Annotated in this window: 13 protein-coding genes and 1 pseudogene; 7 read left to right on the top strand and 7 right to left on the bottom strand. The window is 52.9% G+C overall.

Annotated elements, in window-relative coordinates; all coding sequences use genetic code 11:
* The coding region (locus SGR01S_RS22945) for an autotransporter serine protease (RefSeq protein WP_174522166.1) at positions 1–2,488 on the bottom strand (2,488 nt) is incomplete at its 3' end.
* Between the two features lie 408 nt (positions 2,489–2,896).
* Positions 2,897–3,511, bottom strand: coding sequence for a TetR/AcrR family transcriptional regulator (locus tag SGR01S_RS22935; protein WP_061808677.1), 615 nt, complete (start codon positions 3,509–3,511; stop codon positions 2,897–2,899).
* A 295-nt stretch (positions 3,512–3,806) separates the two neighbouring features.
* Between SGR01S_RS22935 and SGR01S_RS22930 the strand changes: the two genes are divergently transcribed.
* Positions 3,807–5,051 carry a Tm-1-like ATP-binding domain-containing protein gene (locus SGR01S_RS22930; RefSeq protein ID WP_061808676.1) on the top strand — a complete coding sequence of 415 codons (1,245 nt, stop codon included), beginning with the start codon at positions 3,807–3,809 and terminating at the stop codon, positions 5,049–5,051.
* 74 nt (positions 5,052–5,125) lie between these two features.
* On the opposite strand, the gene spy is transcribed toward SGR01S_RS22930, so the two are convergent.
* Positions 5,126–5,626 carry an ATP-independent periplasmic protein-refolding chaperone Spy gene (spy, locus tag SGR01S_RS22925; protein ID WP_061808675.1) on the bottom strand — a complete coding sequence of 167 codons (501 nt, stop codon included), beginning with the start codon at positions 5,624–5,626 and terminating at the stop codon, positions 5,126–5,128.
* 564 nt (positions 5,627–6,190) lie between these two features.
* Between spy and pdeR the strand changes: the two genes are divergently transcribed.
* Positions 6,191–8,185 carry a cyclic di-GMP phosphodiesterase gene (gene pdeR / locus SGR01S_RS22920; RefSeq protein ID WP_061808674.1) on the top strand — a complete coding sequence of 665 codons (1,995 nt, stop codon included), beginning with the start codon at positions 6,191–6,193 and terminating at the stop codon, positions 8,183–8,185.
* A gap of 16 nt (positions 8,186–8,201) precedes the next feature.
* Here pdeR and SGR01S_RS22915 read toward each other — a convergent pair whose 3' ends face one another.
* Entirely contained in the window at positions 8,202–9,068 is an 867-nt protein-coding gene (locus SGR01S_RS22915) for a crotonase/enoyl-CoA hydratase family protein (protein ID WP_037424647.1), read from the bottom strand.
* A 464-nt stretch (positions 9,069–9,532) separates the two neighbouring features.
* On the opposite strand from SGR01S_RS22915, the gene yhjD reads away from it, so the two are divergent.
* From yhjD to SGR01S_RS22900, 3 genes and pseudogenes are all read left to right on the top strand, one after another.
* Positions 9,533–10,552, top strand: a complete 1,020-nt coding sequence (gene yhjD, locus SGR01S_RS22910) for an inner membrane protein YhjD (protein ID WP_037424646.1) — start codon at positions 9,533–9,535, stop codon at positions 10,550–10,552.
* Between the two features lie 328 nt (positions 10,553–10,880).
* Positions 10,881–12,203, top strand: a complete 1,323-nt coding sequence (locus SGR01S_RS22905) for an MFS transporter (protein ID WP_037424645.1) — start codon at positions 10,881–10,883, stop codon at positions 12,201–12,203.
* An 80-nt stretch (positions 12,204–12,283) separates the two neighbouring features.
* Positions 12,284–13,075: pseudogene (locus SGR01S_RS22900) on the top strand (CDP-diacylglycerol diphosphatase); the annotation flags it as partial.
* Between the two features lie 33 nt (positions 13,076–13,108).
* Here SGR01S_RS22900 and SGR01S_RS22895 read toward each other — a convergent pair.
* Positions 13,109–15,142, bottom strand: a complete 2,034-nt coding sequence (locus tag SGR01S_RS22895) for an AsmA family protein (protein ID WP_061808672.1) — start codon at positions 15,140–15,142, stop codon at positions 13,109–13,111.
* 102 nt (positions 15,143–15,244) lie between these two features.
* On the bottom strand, positions 15,245–16,030 hold the full coding sequence (pdeH, locus tag SGR01S_RS22890) for a cyclic-guanylate-specific phosphodiesterase (protein ID WP_037424641.1): 786 nt from the start codon (positions 16,028–16,030) through the stop codon (positions 15,245–15,247).
* 144 nt (positions 16,031–16,174) lie between these two features.
* On the opposite strand from pdeH, the gene SGR01S_RS22885 reads away from it, so the two are divergent.
* Together SGR01S_RS22885 and kdgK are read left to right on the top strand one after the other, a co-directional pair.
* The gene (locus tag SGR01S_RS22885; protein ID WP_061808671.1) at positions 16,175–16,378 is read left to right on the top strand and encodes a 2-hydroxymuconate tautomerase family protein; all 204 of its coding nucleotides are present in this window, start codon (positions 16,175–16,177) and stop codon (positions 16,376–16,378) included.
* A 166-nt stretch (positions 16,379–16,544) separates the two neighbouring features.
* A complete protein-coding gene (gene kdgK, locus SGR01S_RS22880) occupies positions 16,545–17,477 on the top strand; it encodes a 2-dehydro-3-deoxygluconokinase (protein ID WP_061808670.1) in 933 nt (310 codons plus the stop codon).
* 266 nt (positions 17,478–17,743) lie between these two features.
* Here kdgK and ilvC read toward each other — a convergent pair whose 3' ends face one another.
* Positions 17,744–19,219: a ketol-acid reductoisomerase gene (gene ilvC / locus SGR01S_RS22875; RefSeq protein WP_061808669.1), complete on the bottom strand. Its 1,476-nt coding sequence runs from the start codon at positions 19,217–19,219 to the stop codon at positions 17,744–17,746.
* Positions 19,220–19,369 lie beyond the last annotated feature (150 nt).

Here is a 19,369-nt window from a genome sequence, read left to right as displayed (position 1 = left end):
GGTGGTAGTTGTCGCTGTCGGCATTCGAGCCGTAGCCGCCATCCAGTGACGTCCGGGTGTAGCCGGTCGCCACACCCAAGCGCCAGTCATCCGCCAACGCCGAGTCCAGCCCCACCAGCACACCGTAGGTCGATGCCTGATAGCCCGTCGCATTGGCATCGCCCGACGCATGGTCCCAGGCCCCCAGCAACTGCGCCCAGGCACCTCCGTCGTCGTCCGCCTTGATGTCCGGCGAGGTTGCCAGTCCTTCTGCCTGTCGCAGTCGGCCGTTCAACGCATCACGCAGGTAACGGCTGTCGTTAACCTGTGCCGAGGCAATATCCGCGTGGATCTGCCCGGACAGCTGACGGAACGCCTGACGGGCCTCCCCTGCCGAACCGGCATTGAGGATGCTCTCGTACACCGGGTTTCCCGCCGCCAGGGCATCCGCCGCGGCTGCTACTGCACGTTCGTTTTGGGTGGCGGCCACGCTGGCAAAGGCGGTGTCGTTACGACCGACGTTCAACGTCACCTGATTGGGCTGGTAGGTCAGCCCGGCGCCGAGGAAGGGAGAAAAAGTTGAAGTAGAAGAAAACTGCCCGCTTATCCCCTGCTGGGCAGTCAGAATGTTGTACTGGCGGCCAAGCAAACTGCTCACGCTATCTTGCGACAGCAGGTTGGTGTTTTGTTCCTGCAACACCACGACTTCACCGCCACCGATCGTTGCCGATCCGCTGCTTTGGATCCGATCGCTCTGGCCGTTTGGCGCCACTTCTACCGCATAGCGGGAACCCGGTTCGAAGCTGACATTACCTGCTACATTCAACGTCCCGATCGAGTTGCCCGGCGCCACGGTGCCGCCACTGCGGGCCGTCAATGACCCCAGGGTACCGGAGCCGCCCAGCACACCGGCGTTTTGCACCGTAACGTCCGAGGTGACCGAACCGTTGATTGCCAACAGGCCCTGATTGATCAGCGTCGGCCCTGCGTAACTATTGTTGCCGGTCAGCACCAGGGTACCGATGCCCTGTTTGATCAGGCCACCGTGACCGGAAATGTTGTTACTCCAGACATCCAGCCCACAATGAATATCGTCACACACGCGCTCGGTCGGTTTGCCCTTGTCCAGTACCGCGCCGACACCCGGCAGATTCACGACAAACTGCTCAGGGCCGTAAGCGCCGCTAACCCGAAACTCTTCAGGAATATCCTGCTCGGTAACAAACATGCCCGGCCCGTTAATCGCCTTGCCCAGATTGATCATCCCCCAGCCGTACAGTGCATCGATACCCGGTGCGCCCATATCGGTGGTGGTGGTCTTCAGCACTGAGGCAACCTGCGCGCCGGTCATGTACGGGAAACGTTCCATCAGCACCGCAATGCTGCCGGCCACGTGTGGCGCCGCCATTGAGGTCCCGCTGTATTTGGCATAACCGGTGGTCAGGTTATCTACGCTGTTGCCTTCAATGATTGAGCTGTACACCCTGGTGCCCGGCGCGGCAACGCAGAAGCTGGCGGTATAGCCACAGCGGGAGGAGAAGGTACTGATGCTGTAATCGCCGGTGTTGTTCGGATCCTGCAGACTGGCGACCGACAGCCAGTTGGGGGCTATCTCCGGCACGAAATAGGCCAGACCGGCCATGGCGTCCGGGTTATTGAGGTTGGAGTCGTTACCGGCCGCAAAAATGGTGACGATACCGCTGCGTGCCGCATCAATTGCGCCCTGATAAGCGCCACCGGCTTTGGTGCCAAGGATCTGTTTGATTTGATCGAATTGTTTCTGCGCGTCGGCGAGCGTGAAGTGGGGATAAGCCGGATCCTTGCCACCCTGATCAAACTTCTCAGTGATGCCAATGCCCCAGCTGTTGTTGATAATGCGTGCGCCGCTGGCGATCAACGCATCCCAGCCGGCCTGGTACACCGCACCATCGTTACCGAGAATGATGCCGTCTTCCGGCCCAGGGTCGCCGTTTTCCGCGCTGATGATTTGTGCGTTGAACGCCACGCCGTGCATCTCGCCACCATCGCGGTTGCCGGCAGCGATGCCACCCACATGGGTGCCATGTGAACCCAGGGTGCCGTCGGAATCCACGCTCGGCGTGCCGTCATAGCGGAATACGTCGCCTTTTTTCACCGGAATGTAGGGATCGGTGTATTCGCGAATACCAGTAGTGACCAGGTTGATCACTTTGTCTTGGCTGGCAAACTCCGGGTGTTTGGCATATACCGGTTGATCGAAAATGCCGAGCTTTACGCCTTTTCCGCTATAACCGGCGGCGTAGGCTTGATCGGCGTGGATCGCCCCCAGCCCCCATTCTGCGTTGAACTCTTTACTGCGCCAGCTAGCAGGATCGCCCGGTTTACCGCTTTCAACATAAGGGGCAGCCTGCGCCCCACCGATCGCCACCAGGCAAAAAAGCATCGCACTCCACTGTGCACGATTAACACCAATTTCAGGCCAGCCGAAGGCCGCCTGAACAGGCTTGACTCCTTTACGTCTATTTTCCATCCCAGATACCGTCCATTGTTGTTTGCAAATGTCTTATTGATTTTTTTGTGTAACAGTTTCGTAACACCAAATAAATAAAGCACAACAATCTCAAGCACGCCTAATGTGTCAAAGGCGCGGGGACTTAATCGGGGAACACAATAAACGGCTAAATAAGGCGGGGAGACATAAGGATCTTCAATGGCAAAAAAGGGTGAGGAATGATCCGTTTCTCGCGTCGATGATCAGAAATAATTATCTGATAAATATAAATAATAAAAACAAAAAAAGCCGGATGGGGCTCCCCACTTCGGCCTATCTAAAAATGCTTAAAACGCTCTTTTTATCACTTTAAATTATAACAATTGCCAATACTCACTCAGTGAAATCTGCTGGTTTTCGCCGAGAATGACTGTAAAAATTGGACTATCATGCTAGCGGTTTTCTGCTGTTCATCGCATCTTCTTCGGCCTGACGAATAATGGCTTTCGCCATCCATTGCGTCACATCCTGAATACCGCCGAGATCCAGCCCCCAAATATCTTTCAGTACCAGAAAAACTTCCGAGCCATAAATCAGCGAAAAAGAATGAATGACTCGTTGCAACTCCTCAGACGGCAGTTTATCCCGGAGTGGCTCAACCGCCAGATTAAGCAGGCGCTTACGGTTACCGCGGACAAATTTCTCACCCGGTGTCGCTTTCGCCCACTGTTGTAACGAAAGTTGCAACGCGGCACGCAGAGCCCCTTCGTGCTGCTCCATTTGGGGATAAGCGAATGTGAGTAGTTGCTGAATGCGTTTCAGTGCGTCCTGATCCTGTGGTTGCCATTCCAGAATCGGCCCCAGACTTTCGGCCACAACAGCGGCAATCAATTCGCTTTGGGTGGGGAAATAACGATAGGCAGTGGCACGAGATACCTGTGCATGCGCGGCAAGCTCGGTAATTGAAGGAAATACCCCTTCGTCATACAACGCCATGGCACTGGTCAACAATAAGCGATGGGTTCTTGCCCGAGTCGATGTCAGAGTTTGGTCCTGTTTCATGGGAAAAGCAGTTATTACCACAGCTACCTCATCATACTTATTCGCTTTCCCCGTCCCGGGACAACACGCGATAACCACAAAACCGACAGCATTCCACTTCGTCGGTAACATTAGATGGTCAAAAATGAGACTGACATCTCATTTTGAACTGACCTTGCCTTGCATAAATGACACTAGCGTCTCATTATGTAGATATATTAATCATTCAGTATTAAATCGCCAACACCAGGGATCCAAAAAAACAAATAACACTATAATTTTAATAAATAATTTATAAAATCCGCAGGAATAAGCAGTGGCTGATACTTCAACATTTATCTACATTGCTACCACAGCAGATACCAAAGGACAAGAACTGGAGTATGTTCGTCAGACTATCTCCAGCCTAGGTTTATCCACTTTGACCGTTGATCTCTCGACACGTCTCCTTCCAACAAGCTCACTTACCGATATTAGCGCAGCGGAAATTGCCCGTTATCACCCTGAGGGAGCTAACGCCGTATTTTGCCATGACCGGGGCCAAGCTATTGCCGCCATGGCTGTCGCTTTCGAACGCTTTATTTTGACTCGCAATGATATCGCGGCCCTGCTTGGTCTGGGCGGTTCCGGCGGCACAGCCATTATCACCCCAGCGATGCAGCAGTTGCCTATTGGTCTGCCAAAATTAATGGTCTCAAGCATGGCGGCAGGTGACGTTTCGGCCTATGTCGGCAACAGCGATATCACCATGCTGTATTCCGTCACTGATATCGCCGGTCTCAACCGTATCTCACGACGCGTCCTGAACAATGCAGCGTGCCAGATTGCAGGGGCCGTACGCTTTGCTTCCAACGATGAAGTCGGGGGTAAACCCGCGCTCGGTTTGACGATGTTCGGTGTCACCACACCCTGTATACAGAACGTTGTTGCCACACTGGAGTCCCACTGGGACTGCTTGGTTTTCCACGCAACGGGCAGCGGTGGTAGAGCACTGGAAAAGTTGATCGACAGCCGTTTGCTCAGTGCCGCGCTGGATCTGACCATCACTGAGGTGGCCGATTATCTGTTCGACGGAGTTTTACCCTGCAATGAAGATCGTTTCGGGGCCATCGCCCGTACCAGTATTCCTTGCGTACTGTCTTGTGGCGCAATAGACATGATCAATTTTGCTTCGCCCGACACCGTACCGGCACGCTATGCCGGACGCCTACGCCATCGACATAATCCCCAGGTTACACTGGTGCGTACCACGCCACAGGAGAATGCACAGATAGGACGTTGGATCGGGGAAAAAATGAATGCTTGTACAGGGGAAATACGCTTTGTGATCCCCGGAGGGGGTGTGTCCGCACTGGATGCGCCAGGACAGCCTTTTTGGGATCCGTTGGCGTTAGACGCTTTTGTTCAGGCGCTGGAATGCACGATGCAGCCAACAAACAAACGGCGGTTGGTAAAAACGGATTATCATATTAACGACCCGCGATTTTCGCAGATTATTACCGAGCAATTTCAGCACATTGCCAGCGGACTGGATACACGCTACCCATCACACTCGCTGTAAATAAATATTTTTACCCCGAAAAATAAAAAGGGCCAGATAATAATCCGGCCCTTTTTACTTACCTCATGAAATTATTACTGCGCTGTCGTCATTTTCGACTTCATATTATTCATGTGGTCCATCATTTTCTGTTCGCGTTTCTGATAATTCTCATTGTATTGTTTTTTCTGCTCAGGTGTCAGCAGGTTATACATTTTATTTTCAGCTTTGGCGCGTTCCAACATATGTTCAGATTGCGCTTTGCTAATGGCATCAATTTGCGTTTTCGCTTTGGCTTCGTCGAAGCTGTCGGAAGCAACCAGGCTATGTAGGGCCTGACGTTCCTCTTTCATACCTGCGCCGCGCTTCTGGTGCGATTCTTTCATGATGTCGCGCATTTGTTGGCGCTGTTGTTCGGTCAGGTTCAGACCCGCAAATGGCCCACCCTTACCTTCGCCTTTATGGTGCATCATTTTCATCGGTGCAGCAGATGAATCCGTCGCCGCCGGTGCCGTTGTCGTATCCGCAGCGAAAGCCATAGAAGCAGAACCCAGCGCCAGAGTAGAGGCAACAAATAAAGCGGTCAGTTTACGCATAATCATTTCCTTAAAGTTATTCTTCATCAGGAGCGCTGTACGTGAACAGGCTCTTCTTTCGTCGGAGATAATAATAGGCTACTAAACATATAGTAATGCGATGGAGTGTAAATTTATTAAAGCCCAAAACAGTTTTATTCGCCAATAATGAGTGAATTATGAAGATGATGCCTACTATGCGGAAATTTTGATTTCACACCGGCATAACATCCACCTCAAGATGACGTTTAGCTCTATAGGATTATTCCTGCCATCTGCTCGCTTTATTATAATTTAGCCCTCTCTGCTACAACCGCCCTGCAACAAGACGATGAAGACATCCATGCACAAAAATCGTACTAACCTCTCGAATCAGCAGGTTCTCACTTACACTCTAAGGCAACGGGTGGCAATGTGTCGTTTATAGGGCAAAACTAATTATTACTTATATAATAGTTTCATCCACCGACGGTGAAAAACGTGTTATATGATGGAGATACGTGCACTACGGCCACTATCGGGCCAGAAACCTGCTGTTGCGCTCATCGCACAGATCTGGCTGTCGTGCCCTTTTGAGGAATCATCATGTTCGCAGACCAAGGCCCTATGCTTCTTAACGCCCACTTCGGCACCAACAGCCCTTATTGGCGGTTGGCGTTTGACAGCAATGCCCTGGCGTTATCGGCAGTCAAAGGCAAAACACATATGGCTGTGGCACTCAGCGCCATGCAGGCTGCAAAAATCCGCCGCCTTAGCGGTATTACCGCCAGCTTAGATATCACTATCACGCTGGGCGGTGAGCCAATACACCTGCACCTGGTCGGTCGTCGGATCAACAATCTGGAATGGGCGGGCACCGCCTCTGCCTTCAGCGATACCCAGTCGGTCGCTCGCGATCTGGTGCACGGCCTCTCCTTTGCCGAGCAAGTGGTGTCAGAAGCCAATTCCGTGATTGTGATCGTCGATCAGCATGGGCGTATCCAGCGCTTCAACCGTCTAAGCGAAGAATACACCGGCCTGCACGAACATGATGTTATCGGCAAAAACGTCTTTCAATTATTTATGAGCCCGGAAGAAGCCACGGCATCGCGACGCAATATCGCCGGTTTTTTCCGCAATGGGTCGTCCTATGAAGTGGAACGCTGGATCAAAACGGTAAAGGGCGAGCGGTTATTTTTGTTCCGTAATAAGTTCGTGCACAGTGGCAGCGGTAAAAATGAAGTCTTTCTGATTTGTTCCGGCACCGACATCACCGAAGAGCGTCGCGCCCAGGAACGCCTGCGAGTACTAGCCAATACCGACATCATTACCGGCCTGCCAAATCGTAATGCCATCCAGGACAAAATTACCCAGTCGATCGCCACACGTGATGGCAACAACATCGGACTGGTGTATCTCGATCTCGACAACTTTAAGAAGGTCAACGATGCCTACGGCCATATGTTCGGCGATCGTTTACTGGTAGAGGTGTCGCTGGCGGTTCTGGGTTGCCTTGCTCCGGACCAAACCTTGGCTCGCCTGGGAGGGGACGAGTTCCTTGTACTCGCGCAAGAAGCCGATCGTGAGATGTTACAACGGTTAGCCCAGCGGATTATCGACCGGCTGAAAACACCGTTCCGCATTGGCCTTATTGAAGTTTACACCGGATGTTCCATTGGTATCGCACTGTGCCCTGAACATGGCAACGATCTCGACAGTCTGATCCGTAGCGCCGATACCGCCATGTATGTCGCCAAAGAACATGGCAAACGCACTTACACCGTGTTCTCGCCAGAGATGAACAAACGCGTCGCGGAATATATGTGGCTGGATACCAATCTGCGTAAGGGGTTGGAGCAAAATCAATTAGTGGTGTACTACCAGCCCAAAATTGAGGCACTCAGCGGCAAGGTGTGCAGCGTGGAAGCCCTGGTACGCTGGGATTCGCCCGAGCGCGGCCTGATTCCCCCCCTGCAATTTATCTCTTACGCCGAAGAATCCGGCCTGATCGGGCCGCTCGGTCGCTGGGTTCTGCAAACTGCCGCCAAACAGGCAGCACACTGGAAACGTCAGGGATTAGAACTGCGGGTCGCGGTCAACCTTTCTGCACGGCAGTTGGTGGATGACTCTATCGTCGAGGATCTCGCGCAGGTGCTGCAACAGAATCAGTTGATACCTTGTCTCTTGGACTTCGAGCTAACAGAAAGCAGCCTGATTGAGGACGAAAAACGGGCACGCGAGGTAATCACCCGGCTACGCGAACTGGGCGCGCAGGTCCATCTGGATGATTTTGGCACGGGTTACTCTTCGCTGGCACAACTGTCGCGTATCCCACTGGATGCCATCAAACTGGATAAAAGTTTTGTTCGTGGCGTGAATTTCAATCCAGTTTCACAATCGCTGGTACGCGCTATCGTTGCAGCAGCAGAAGCCCTCAAATTCCGGGTGATTGCCGAAGGTGTAGAGACCGAGAGCGAGAACCAATTCCTTGATGAAGTCGGTGTTGATGAGAAACAAGGATTTCTGTTTGCGCGGCCAATGCTCCCAGAACAGCTGGAGCATTGGCTGCTGTCTTATCGCCCGCAATCCCCCTCAGCGTGATGCGGGCAGGGTCATATTAGCCTGCACGACGCAGGTTCAACGTGTGGCGGTCCTGCAACATAACTAAGCGTTCAATATAGGCGCGATCTTTCTCCTCAATGGTGAAGGCTGAATGCACCCAATCCTCGGTAATATCCATCAATTCAGAACGCGTCAATTGCAGCACCCGCTGGCGGGCGCGCAACATCGCACGCATACCGTTCAATTTAGGCCGGATAGTATCAATGAAGGTACGCGTAGCCACGTAGGCGTCGCCGGGTTGGAATAGCTGATCAACCAGCCCACGGCTTTCAAACCATTCTGCCGTGTGCGACTCACCGCCCCAAATCAGCTCTTCCGCCAGACGCATGCCTGCCTTGCGCGCCACCAGCGAGTAACCGCCCATGCCAGGAAACAGGTTAAAGGCAATTTCTGGGAACCCCATGCGCGCGTTGTTCTGCGCCAAAACAAAATGGTGCGCCAATGCGGCTTCAAAACCACCGCCCAGCGCGCTGCCCTCCACCATGGCAATACTGACTGCTCCGGTGTCAAATCCGCGTGCTGCCGCATGTACACAGTCGATGCAAGCACGTGCGTAAGCCATCATTGCCTCACGCTTGCGGTTTTTAATTGCCTCCGCAAAAAACTGCAGATCGCCGCCGACGTTGAACATATTCGGCACCAGCGAGCCAGTTACCCAAAAATCAAACTGCAATGATGACTCTTTGGCCGCCTGCGCCAACGTCATGATGTCTTCAATTAACGCCTGATTAAAACAAGGACGTGGTTCCGCGCGCAGCAGCATCCACATGATGTGCCGCTCTTCTTCATAGAAGGCGGAAATCTGTGTCAAATTGCCCGCTTCGGTAAACGGACGACAGGTGGGATGATTTAGCAATTTCATATGACCTTCCATTTTATCTATTGATGACAGTTAAAACCGTTCCAGCCCCTACGGCTGCAGCAACGCGACGGTCGATAAACCGCAGCGCCACATCATGAGTAAACGCTTTCTTGGTGATGAAACAGATAAAAATTGGAGGTCGGTGAATGAAAAAAACCGTGCTGGTACGCGGCTGATATAAGAATTTTACCTAACGATGAGCAGTAGCATTTCACTGACATGGTGAACGCGCTAAGCTCAAAAACTAGTCGGTTGCCGCCCTTGTGGCCAAACCGGCGAGCCTTTTGGCTATAATCAAAGCTGAGAGAGCCTCTACCCTAAATAATTCGAGTTGCAGGACGGTGGCAACTGAGCGAGTCCCGATGAGCTTATTAGAGTAAGTGATTCAGGTAATCCACAGCAGCCAACGCACAGGTAATTTGAAATATGGCGGGTATATTTATCGTTAAGGAAATCATGACGTAATGCCTACAGGATCAGATAAAGACCCCCATCAGCCCAACAATGAAGCGGCACAAAAACCGCTGATCGCCATCAAAACCGGCCACCAGAAAATTGACCGGCGTATTTCCGGTTTTTCACGCCTCGTTGAGCGCATCAAAGCCTGGCCAAGTATCGCCCACCTGTTACGTGCTACCGAGCGCTTTAACGATCGTCTGGGCAGCCAATTCGGCGCCGCCATTACCTATTTCTCATTTCTGTCGCTGATCCCGATACTGATGGTGTCATTCGCCGCTGTTGGTTTTGTGCTGGCGTCCAACCCCGACCTGCTGACCGAGCTGATAAATAAAATTGTCGGTAGCATCAGTGACCCTACTCTGGCCAGCACGCTCAAAAATACCGTTAATACCGCTATTCAGCAGCGTACGACCGTGGGGCTGACCGGCCTGGCACTGGCACTGTATTCGGGGATCAGTTGGATGGGCAACCTGCGTGAGGCTATCCGCGCGCAATCGCGTGACGTATGGGAACGCAATCCGCAGGACCAGGAAAAAATCTATTTCAAATACACCCGAGACTTTATCTCACTGAGCGGTCTGGTGGTGGCACTGATTATTACGTTAACGCTGACGTCCATCGCCGGCTCGGCACAGGCGGCGATCGTCCGTGCTTTGGGCCTGGAAGGTATCGATTGGCTGCGTCCGGCGATGACGCTGATTGCACTGTCGATCTCTATTTTCGCTAACTACCTGCTGTTCCTCTGGATATTTTGGATGCTGCCACGGCATAAACCCAAGAAAAAGGCGCTGTTACGCGGCACGCTGCTTGCTGCTATCGGTTTCGAGGTGATTAAGTTTGTGATGACAATGACGCTACCACAGGTCGCTAAATCCCCTTCGGGCGCCGCCTTTGGTTCAGTCATTGGGCTGATGGCCTTCTTCTATTTCTTCGCGCGTCTGACGCTGTTCTGCGCCGCCTGGATTGCCACTGCCCAGTATAAAGAGGATAAAACGCTACCAACATCGGAACGAACCGATCCCTGAAGCAACGCAATCATACCGGCCACACTCTGATGGCCGGTTTTTTATTTCAACAAACAACCAATAAACCAGCGCATAAAACTAAAATACAACCACCATACCCACCAAAACCAGCACAACAAACTACCCGCTAACTTTTCTTTCCGGCTTTTACAGGTATTCAGTCTGCAAATCATTCATTTGGCAACGTTAAAATCCACGTAGAAACACGCCAGTGAAACATTAAGCTTTTTAACCGGTTAATCACGGTATTGTGCAAAGTTTCAGCATTGAAAAGGCATATTGCTATGACTAAGATGGATTTTTACAAATTCAAAATATAAGAAATATTATGCAAGCCTCCATCGCACCAACTCTGGACGCCGACGACGCGTCAACACCTGTTAACTCGCGCGGAAAAGTGATTGTCGCCTCGCTGGTCGGGACCGCCATCGAGTTTTTCGATTTCTATATTTACGCTACCGCTGCGGTGATCGTATTCCCGCATATCTTCTTCCCGCAGGGTGATCCCACGACAGCGACGCTACAGTCACTGGCCACTTTCGCCGTCGCCTTTATCGCACGTCCGATTGGTTCGGCACTGTTCGGGCACTTTGGGGATCGTGTAGGCCGCAAGGTGACGCTGGTCGCCTCACTGCTCACCATGGGGATTTCTACCGTACTGATTGGCTTGCTGCCAAGCTACGAAACCATCGGCATCTTCGCCCCCATCCTGCTGGCGCTGGCGCGCTTCGGTCAGGGGCTGGGCCTTGGTGGTGAATGGGGAGGAGCCGCTTTGCTGGCTACCGAGAACGCCCCAGCCAGAAAACGTGCGCTGTATGGCTCGTTCCCTCAACTGGGTGCACCTATTGGCTTCTTCTTCGCCAACGGCACCTTCCTGCTACTCTCCTGGCTGCTGACAGATCAGCAGTTTATGGAATGGGGCTGGCGCGTACCCTTCATCCTGTCCGCCGCACTGGTGCTAATCGGCCTGTATGTTCGTGTATCGCTGCATGAAACCCCGGTATTCGCCAAGGTAGCAAAAGCAGGCAAACAGGTGAAAATTCCGCTCGGCACCTTGCTGAGCAAACACCTGAAGGTGACCATCCTTGGCACCTTTATCATGCTGGCAACCTATACCCTGTTCTATCTGATGACGGTTTACTCAATGACCTACGGTACGACACCGCAACCGCTGGGGTTGGGATACTCACGCAACAGCTTCCTGTGGATGCTGATGGTGGCGGTGATTGGCTTTGGCGTGATGGTGCCAATTGCCGGCCTGCTGGCAGATGCCTTTGGCCGCCGTAAGACCATGATCGTCATCACCCTGCTGATGATCGCCTTCGCTTTCCTATTCCCAAGCATGTTGGGTTCCGGTAACCAAACGCTGGTGATGGGCTTCCTGCTGTGCGGTCTGAGCATCATGGGCCTGACTTTCGGTCCGATGGGCGCACTTCTGCCCGAGTTATTCCCGACCGAAGTGCGCTATACCGGTGCGTCGTTCTCCTACAATGTGGCCTCGATCCTCGGCGCAGCTGTGGCGCCTTACATCGCTACCTGGCTGGCGACCCATTACGGTTTGTTCTATGTCGGTCTGTATTTGGCAGCGATGGCCAGCCTCACGCTGATCGCCCTGCTACTGATGAAAGAGACCCGAGACAAGTCACTGTAATCCTGCTTCTGCGGCCCTGTCACACGGGCCGCATTTCCCGCACTGTCACCTGTCATAAAACCAGACTATGCTGAACGCTTCTCTTTTTACGGAAACGGAAATCAATCATGTCTCTGCGCCGCAGGCTATTTTTGTACGTTGCGCCGTTAGTGATGGTCGCCATCGCGATTACTGCCGCGCTCTGGATATGGGTAACTCCTCCCCAATCGAGCGCACTGTGGCGCATTGTCAGCCAACAGTGCCTGCCCAACCAACTGGCGCATAACAATCCGGCACCCTGTGCGCAGGTTGACACACAGGCTGGCTTTGTGGTGTTCAAAGATCGTAACGGGCCGCTGCAATATCTGTTGATGCCAAGCACAAAAATCACCGGCATTGAAAGCCCCGCGGTACTGGCAGCCTCCACCCCAAACTTCTTTGAGCAAGCCTGGCAAGCACGGCACTTTATGGCCGATAAATATGGCAAGACGATCGACGACGCCGATATTTCGCTGGCGATTAATTCAGCCTATGGCCGCACTCAGAATCAGTTGCACATTCACATCTCCTGCCTGCTGCCGTCGGTAAAAACGCAGCTGGCGCAGTATGCGGCGGATTACAGCGAGCAGTGGGAGCCAATACCTGGCGGCCTGCTGGGCCATGACTATTTAGCGCGTCGGGTAACGCCTGAGGAGCTGAGTAAACAGGGTGCTTTCCGCTTGTTGGCAGAGGGGATTGCTCACGCAAACGGGCGTATGGGGAGTTTTGGACTGGCAATGACCGCATTACCCAGCGGTGATTTTCTGTTGCTGGCCACCGAGCGCAGCCTGCTGCCGTTTACTTTGGCTTCATCAGAAGAGATCCAGGATCATGACTGTCAGGTATTGAAGTAAAACGGCCCGCAGGTTATCTGCGGGCTTTTACGATCATTTCTTCTTTTTCATCTGCTGCAAGATTTGTCCGCACTGGTTTTCTTCACCGCCTTCGCTTGGGGAAACCAGTGCCAGCAGGGCCGCTGCCGGCGTCAGCACCACGCCCAATGCCACCGCCGCTGCACCGCGCGCAATGAGCGGACCGGCCTTCACGCCGGCATCCGGGTGTGCAAAGGTACCTTTTACGTAAAGCGGTGAACGTAGTGTCAGCACTCGCATACCTTTACTTTCTGGATCGATGGACAAGTCCAACCGCTCCGTGGCGAGATTAGTATTACCGCTGATATTGATAATGGCGTTCTCCGTGTCGAACACAAACAACCGTGGTGCGGCCACACCACTACGAATCCCCACATCCGCTGCCGCGCAGTTTATCCCCACAACGTCATCACCAAACAGTTGTGCCACCAGATAGTTACCAACGTTCAACCCGAGGATTTCCATCAGACTCCGGCTGATTACCCCATTGTTGATCACCATACGTAAATCGCCGCTGCTGGTCGCCAGTAGGTCAGCTACCGAATTGCCGCTGCCGGTCAGTTTGGCATCTCCGTTTAATTGTCCCAGACTGCGCTTCATCGATCCTACATTCGGCAACAATTCCTTCAGTTGGAATTTACGCGCGTGCATATCCACCCGGCCCTGCATCGGGTTTTTGCCACCGTCGAGATGAAGAATCGCATTGAGGTTACCGCCAGCGACGCCGAACCGTAGCGGATCCATCAAGATTGCGCCGTTATCCAACTGCAAATGGGTATAGAGATCGCTCAGTGGCAGTGAGCTGCCACGTTCAATGCGCTTAGCGGTGAATTTGACGTCTGCATCCATCACCTTCCAGCTTTTGGTATCAAACTTCTCTACTGGCAGCACTTTGCCTGCCGGCTGACGGCTCTTCTCACCGCGACTGGCTTTTTCAGAATTGGAATCAGCACCAATCAGAGGTGCCAGGTCGGCAAAGCGTAGCTGTTTCGACAGCACTTCCCCACTCAATTTCGGCCGGGGTTTGCTAGCGACATATTTCAAATTACCGTGAATATCGCTGTCGCCAATTTTCCCATCAAACTTCTGGTACTGGAACACTGCCCCCCCTTTCTCATGAAGGCGAGCGATCAGGTGACCATCGGTGGAGTACGGCGGGGTATTGGGCAACAACACGCCAGTGAGGGCATACAGGTTGCCCAGACTCTCGCCGGAGAATTTAAGTTGCAGATCCAAACCACCAAGATTCATCGGATCGGACAGCGTACCGGCCACAACCACGCGGGTGGAACCAGAGCGTACATCAGCTTGCAGTGGGAAAGGCACCTCGGCGTTTTGTAGAGATAACATGCCACCAATCTTGCCACTACCCGATAGAGGCTCGCCGTTGTATTTGCCTTTCACCTTCCAGCCGAAAACATAATCAGGGGTAACCGCGGTACCAGCCTCTTTTTTGCCTGTCACTTCACTGAACGATAAAGGTTTGCCGAGCGGATCAATCACCGCACGGAAATCGGCCTTCAGCGTGGCATCTTTGAAATCAATCTGCCCACGGTCAAATACAATGTCATGAATATTTACCGACCAGGCTGACGGTGGTTGATTAGGATCACCCGCCAGGTTGAAGGTCCAGTTATTATCGCCATTGGCCAGTCGCTGTAAGTTGGCACTTGGCTGTGTCAGCCAAATCCGCGGGATCAACAGTTCTTTACCCAGCAGCGCCAAGGGTGAAATGCTGGCATCAACGCGCTGCAATTGGGCCATGCTGTCGCCTGGGATATTTTTCGGATTGCCGAGCACTATGTCTTCAGCATGAATTTTTGGCCACGGCAGCCAAGCCCGCCAGCCGCGCTCACCTTTATCGCGCGCCCAGTTAACCCCCAACTCGCCACGGATGGCGAACGGGCGGTGCAGCTCGGCAGACACCTTGTCATTAATCGTTGGTTTGAGGCGGTTCCAGTCGAAGGTCAGCACAAAGATCACCAATGCGGCGATGATCAACAGCACAATGCCACCAACCCAAGTGAACGCTTTACCTGTTCTTGTCATCATGGCTCCCTGAACGCGATAACTTGCTACTCAATTGATAAGCAGCCTTTACCAAGCCTAGCCGAGGATAGGCAAGAGTTCACGCTTTAGGGTGACGGGTGATCAAACAGTAGGCGCAGAAAACAATGTAGGCAGGGTTTGCAGGGTTTCAAAACGGGCCGGGCGTGAAAGGTAATAGCCTTGGGCAGCCAACGCACCGGAGCGCTGTACCAGCAACCATTCTTGCTCAGTTTCCACCCCTTCGACAATCACCCCTTCACTGTGTTGGTTCATCATTCTGACCAATGTCGCTAGCAGTTGGATGCCGTCTTCCGTTTGCTTAAGCAAGGTAAATAACTCACGCGCCACCTTAATATATTGATAGCGCCAGGTGCTAACGGCAGAGAAATTCGCCAGCCCACTACCAAAATCATCCAACCACAATCGTTCTGCACCCGCAATTTGATGCAATGGGCCATTCAACGCCATTCCCGCGTGTTCCACCAGCTCAAAACGCAGATATGGCATGTTGGCAATCTGGCGTTGCAATGCCCCCTGTCGCTGCAATGCCTCCAGCGCAATCCCGTCAATATTAACCGAGACCATCAACCCGTGGAGAGTCAGCAGCGGTTGCCAGCGTTGGAGCAATTCAAGCTGTTCCTGAATGACCTGCAGCCGTTTACGGACGCTGAGAGCCGCAAAATAGAGTTCCGGTGATAGGGGTTTATCTGGCGCGGACGGATGATATACCGCCGTTAGCAGCTCGAGCGCCAACAAAGTACCGGAGGTACGGTAGATAGGTTGGAAAGTATACTGGCGCCGGCATTGCCGCCAGTAATGCTGCGCTTTTATATGCGTGCATACGGCAAAGAGTGGCGCCAGCAGACCAGAAGTCATCTTGGTTGTCATTGGTACTATCGCCATCGAAGGGGAATGAAAACGCTCAGGCTGCGTGATTGCTTCCCTTGCTTTATCGGCAGTAGGTAATAAAACTTTAAGCGGCAGTGAAAGCCTTCTACATTGAATAGCCGTCTCAAAACCCAAGGAAAAAACATGCCCTACGTAAATATCAAAATTACCCGCGAAGGCGCGACGCCAGAGCAAAAGAAACAGCTTATCGCTGGAGTCACCCAATTGCTGGTGGATACACTGGGGAAAAACCCGGCCACCACCGTAGTGGTCATTGATGAAGTAGATACTGATAATTGGGGCATCGGCGGTCAATGCGTCACCGAGCTACGCGCCGCAGCTAAATAACACCCCAATGTTCGACCTGTATCGGGAAACTTTATGGTTTCCCGATCGCGATCATAAATAAATTAAAACGTTGTTTTATTTTCGTTGACTCCCCCCGCCCCTTGCGCTGAGACTGGATACATCTCGCATCAATTCACCTCACACCTTTAGCCAGGGCTTGTTGACTATGACCACCCAGAATCTTGCCGTGATCGGCGAATGCATGATTGAGCTGTCGCAGAAAGGCTCCGACCTTAGCCGCGGATTTGGCGGCGACACGTTAAACACGGCGGTTTACATCGCCCGCCAAGTGGCAGAAACGGCGCTACAGGTACATTACGTTACCGCACTCGGTACCGACAGTTTCAGCCAGCAAATGCTGCTGGCATGGCAGCAGGAAAAGGTGAACACCCGTCTGATCCAACGACTGGAAAACAAGCTGCCGGGGTTATACGTGATCGAAACCGATGAGACTGGCGAACGCACCTTCTATTACTGGCGCAACGACGCTGCCGCTCGCTACTGGCTCGCTGGCCCACAGACGGAAAGCCTGTGCGAACAACTGGCCCAATTCGATTATCTGTATCTCAGTGGTATCAGCGTTGCGATTCTCGATGCCACCAGCCGTGCTCGACTGCTGACCTTGCTGCGCCAGTGTCACGCCAACGGGGGTAAGGTGATTTTCGATAACAACTATCGTCCACGGTTGTGGCAAAACAAGGAAGAAGCACAGCAGGCCTATCGCGACGTGCTGGCTTGTACAGACATTGCCTTTCTGACACTGGATGATGAAGACTTGCTGTGGGGCAAACTGCCGCTGGAACAGGTGGTGCAGCGCACCCAACAGCTGGGCGTGACGGAGATAGTGATTAAACGCGGCGCAGATAGCTGTCTGGTATTCAGTGCCGAAGGTACTGAATTTGAGATCCCAGCGGTGCGCCTGCCGAAGGAAAAGGTGGTGGATACCACGGCGGCGGGCGACTCCTTCAGCGCAGGTTATCTGGCGGTCCGTTTAACTGGCGGAGATGCCGTGCAGGCGGCGCAGCGCGGCCATCTGACGGCCAGTACGGTGATCCAGTACCCCGGGGCCATTATTCCGCTAACGGCCATGCCGCAATAAAATGCGAAAGGCCAGCAACGAGGCTGGCCTTTTTATCGGACCCAGAATTTTGAACCCCTAAAAATTTTAAACCCTAAGTATTTCAAGTTGCAGCTAGGTGCCTAGCTCACTCATCCCCGGAGCTTACTTAAGTAAGTAACTGGGGTGAATGACAAATCTGTCGGGAACAGATTTGAACGCGGCTTGCAGCGGCCCCTAAGGGACAAGACCCACGGATGGGTCTTGTAAAGCAGGTAACAACGCTGCGGCTTGAAAGACAACGGGTTTTAGCCTGCCACCGCGATACGTTTCATATCGGTCATATACCCACGCAGTTTACGACCAACAGATTCGATTGGGTGATTACGCACCGCTTCGTTCACGTCACGCAGTTGCGCGTTGTCTACCGAGGTACCGGCTACAGATTTGCCCAGGTCACCCGCCTGCAGGGTGGTCATGAACTCTTTCAGCAACGGCACTGCCGCGTTGGCAAACAGGTAGTTGCCGTATTCTGCGGTATCAGAGATAACCACGTTCATTTCGTACAGACGCTTACGCGCAATGGTGTTGGCGATCAGCGGCAGCTCGTGCAGTGATTCGTAGTAAGCGGATTCTTCGATGATGCCCGCATCAACCATGGTTTCGAACGCCAGTTCAACACCGGCTTTCACCATAGCTACCATCAACACGCCATGGTCAAAGTATTCCTGCTCGCTGATTTTACCTTCGAACTGCGGCGCGTTTTCGAACGCTGATTTGCCGGTCTCTTCACGCCAGTTCAGCAGTTTCACATCGTCTTCTGCCCAGTCAGCCATCATGCCGCCAGAGAAAGCGCCGGAGATGATGTCATCCATGTGTTTCTGGAACAGTGGCGCCATGATCTCTTTCAGCTGCTCAGACAGCGAAAAGGCGCGCAGTTTGGCTGGATTGGACAGGCGATCCATCATCAGCGTGATACCGCCTTGCTTCAGCGCTTCGGTAATGGTTTCCCAACCGAACTGGATCAGTTTTTCTGCATAAGCCGGGTCAGTGCCTTCAGCAACCAGCTTGTCGAAGCACAGCAGTGAACCCGCCTGCAACATGCCACACAGAATGGTCTGCTCACCCATCAGGTCAGATTTCACTTCGGCAACGAAAGAAGACTCCAGTACGCCAGCACGGTGACCGCCGGTCGCAGCGGCCCAGGCTTTGGCAATCGCCATGCCTTCCCCTTTCGGATCGTTTTCCGGGTGAACCGCAATCAGAGTCGGTACGCCGAAACCACGTTTGTATTCTTCGCGCACTTCGGTGCCCGGACATTTTGGCGCAACCATCACCACGGTGATGTCTTTACGCACTTGCTCACCCACTTCAACGATGTTGAAGCCATGTGAGTAGCCCAGCGCTGCACCGTCTTTCATCAGCGGCTGTACTGCACGCACAACAGAAGTATGCTGCTTGTCTGGAGTCAGGTTAACAACCAAGTCTGCCTGTGGGATCAAATCTTCGTAAGTCCCTACTTTGAAGCCATTTTCGGTCGCCTTACGCCATGAAGGACGTTTTTCATCAATGGCTTCTTTACGCAGGGCATAGGCAACATCCAGGCCTGAGTCACGCATGTTCAGACCCTGGTTCAGGCCCTGTGCGCCACAGCCGACAATCACCACTTTTTTGCCTTTCAGGTAGCCCGCTTCATCAGCAAATTCTTCACGTGCCATAAAGCGACATTTGCCTAATTGCGCCAACTGCTGACGCAGGTTCAAGGTGTTGAAATAGTTAGCCATGGTGGTACTCCAGTTAGATGTTGTGTCTTGCATATCCGTCGTCTTTCAAATTGCAGCGTTGTTATCTGCATTAGCTGCCAATTGAAATACAGAGGGTGCATGTTATTTTCATTCCCCGCCCTGTCTGTGCGGAGATTCGTTAAACTCAAT

The sequence above is a fragment of the Serratia grimesii NBRC 13537 genome, from assembly GCF_001590905.1.
In the GTDB taxonomy this organism is placed as follows: Bacteria; Pseudomonadota; Gammaproteobacteria; order Enterobacterales; family Enterobacteriaceae; genus Serratia; species Serratia grimesii.
The sequence above is the reverse complement of the archived record's forward strand: the minus strand, read 5'-3'. Positions and strand labels throughout refer to the sequence as shown.

What these genes read in the sequence shown, in the direction of transcription:
- SGR01S_RS22935 (WP_061808677.1), bottom strand. Translation starts at nt 3,511, where the DNA reads ATGAAACAGGACCAAACTCTGACATCGACTCGGGCAAGAACCCATCGC.
- spy (WP_061808675.1), bottom strand. Translation starts at nt 5,626, where the DNA reads ATGCGTAAACTGACCGCTTTATTTGTTGCCTCTACTCTGGCGCTGGGT.
- pdeR (WP_061808674.1), top strand. Translation starts at nt 6,191, where the DNA reads ATGTTCGCAGACCAAGGCCCTATGCTTCTTAACGCCCACTTCGGCACC.
- SGR01S_RS22915 (WP_037424647.1), bottom strand. Translation starts at nt 9,068, where the DNA reads ATGAAATTGCTAAATCATCCCACCTGTCGTCCGTTTACCGAAGCGGGC.
- yhjD (WP_037424646.1), top strand. Translation starts at nt 9,533, where the DNA reads ATGCCTACAGGATCAGATAAAGACCCCCATCAGCCCAACAATGAAGCG.
- SGR01S_RS22905 (WP_037424645.1), top strand. Translation starts at nt 10,881, where the DNA reads ATGCAAGCCTCCATCGCACCAACTCTGGACGCCGACGACGCGTCAACA.
- SGR01S_RS22895 (WP_061808672.1), bottom strand. Translation starts at nt 15,142, where the DNA reads ATGACAAGAACAGGTAAAGCGTTCACTTGGGTTGGTGGCATTGTGCTG.
- pdeH (WP_037424641.1), bottom strand. Translation starts at nt 16,030, where the DNA reads ATGACAACCAAGATGACTTCTGGTCTGCTGGCGCCACTCTTTGCCGTA.
- SGR01S_RS22885 (WP_061808671.1), top strand. Translation starts at nt 16,175, where the DNA reads ATGCCCTACGTAAATATCAAAATTACCCGCGAAGGCGCGACGCCAGAG.
- kdgK (WP_061808670.1), top strand. Translation starts at nt 16,545, where the DNA reads ATGACCACCCAGAATCTTGCCGTGATCGGCGAATGCATGATTGAGCTG.
- ilvC (WP_061808669.1), bottom strand. Translation starts at nt 19,219, where the DNA reads ATGGCTAACTATTTCAACACCTTGAACCTGCGTCAGCAGTTGGCGCAA.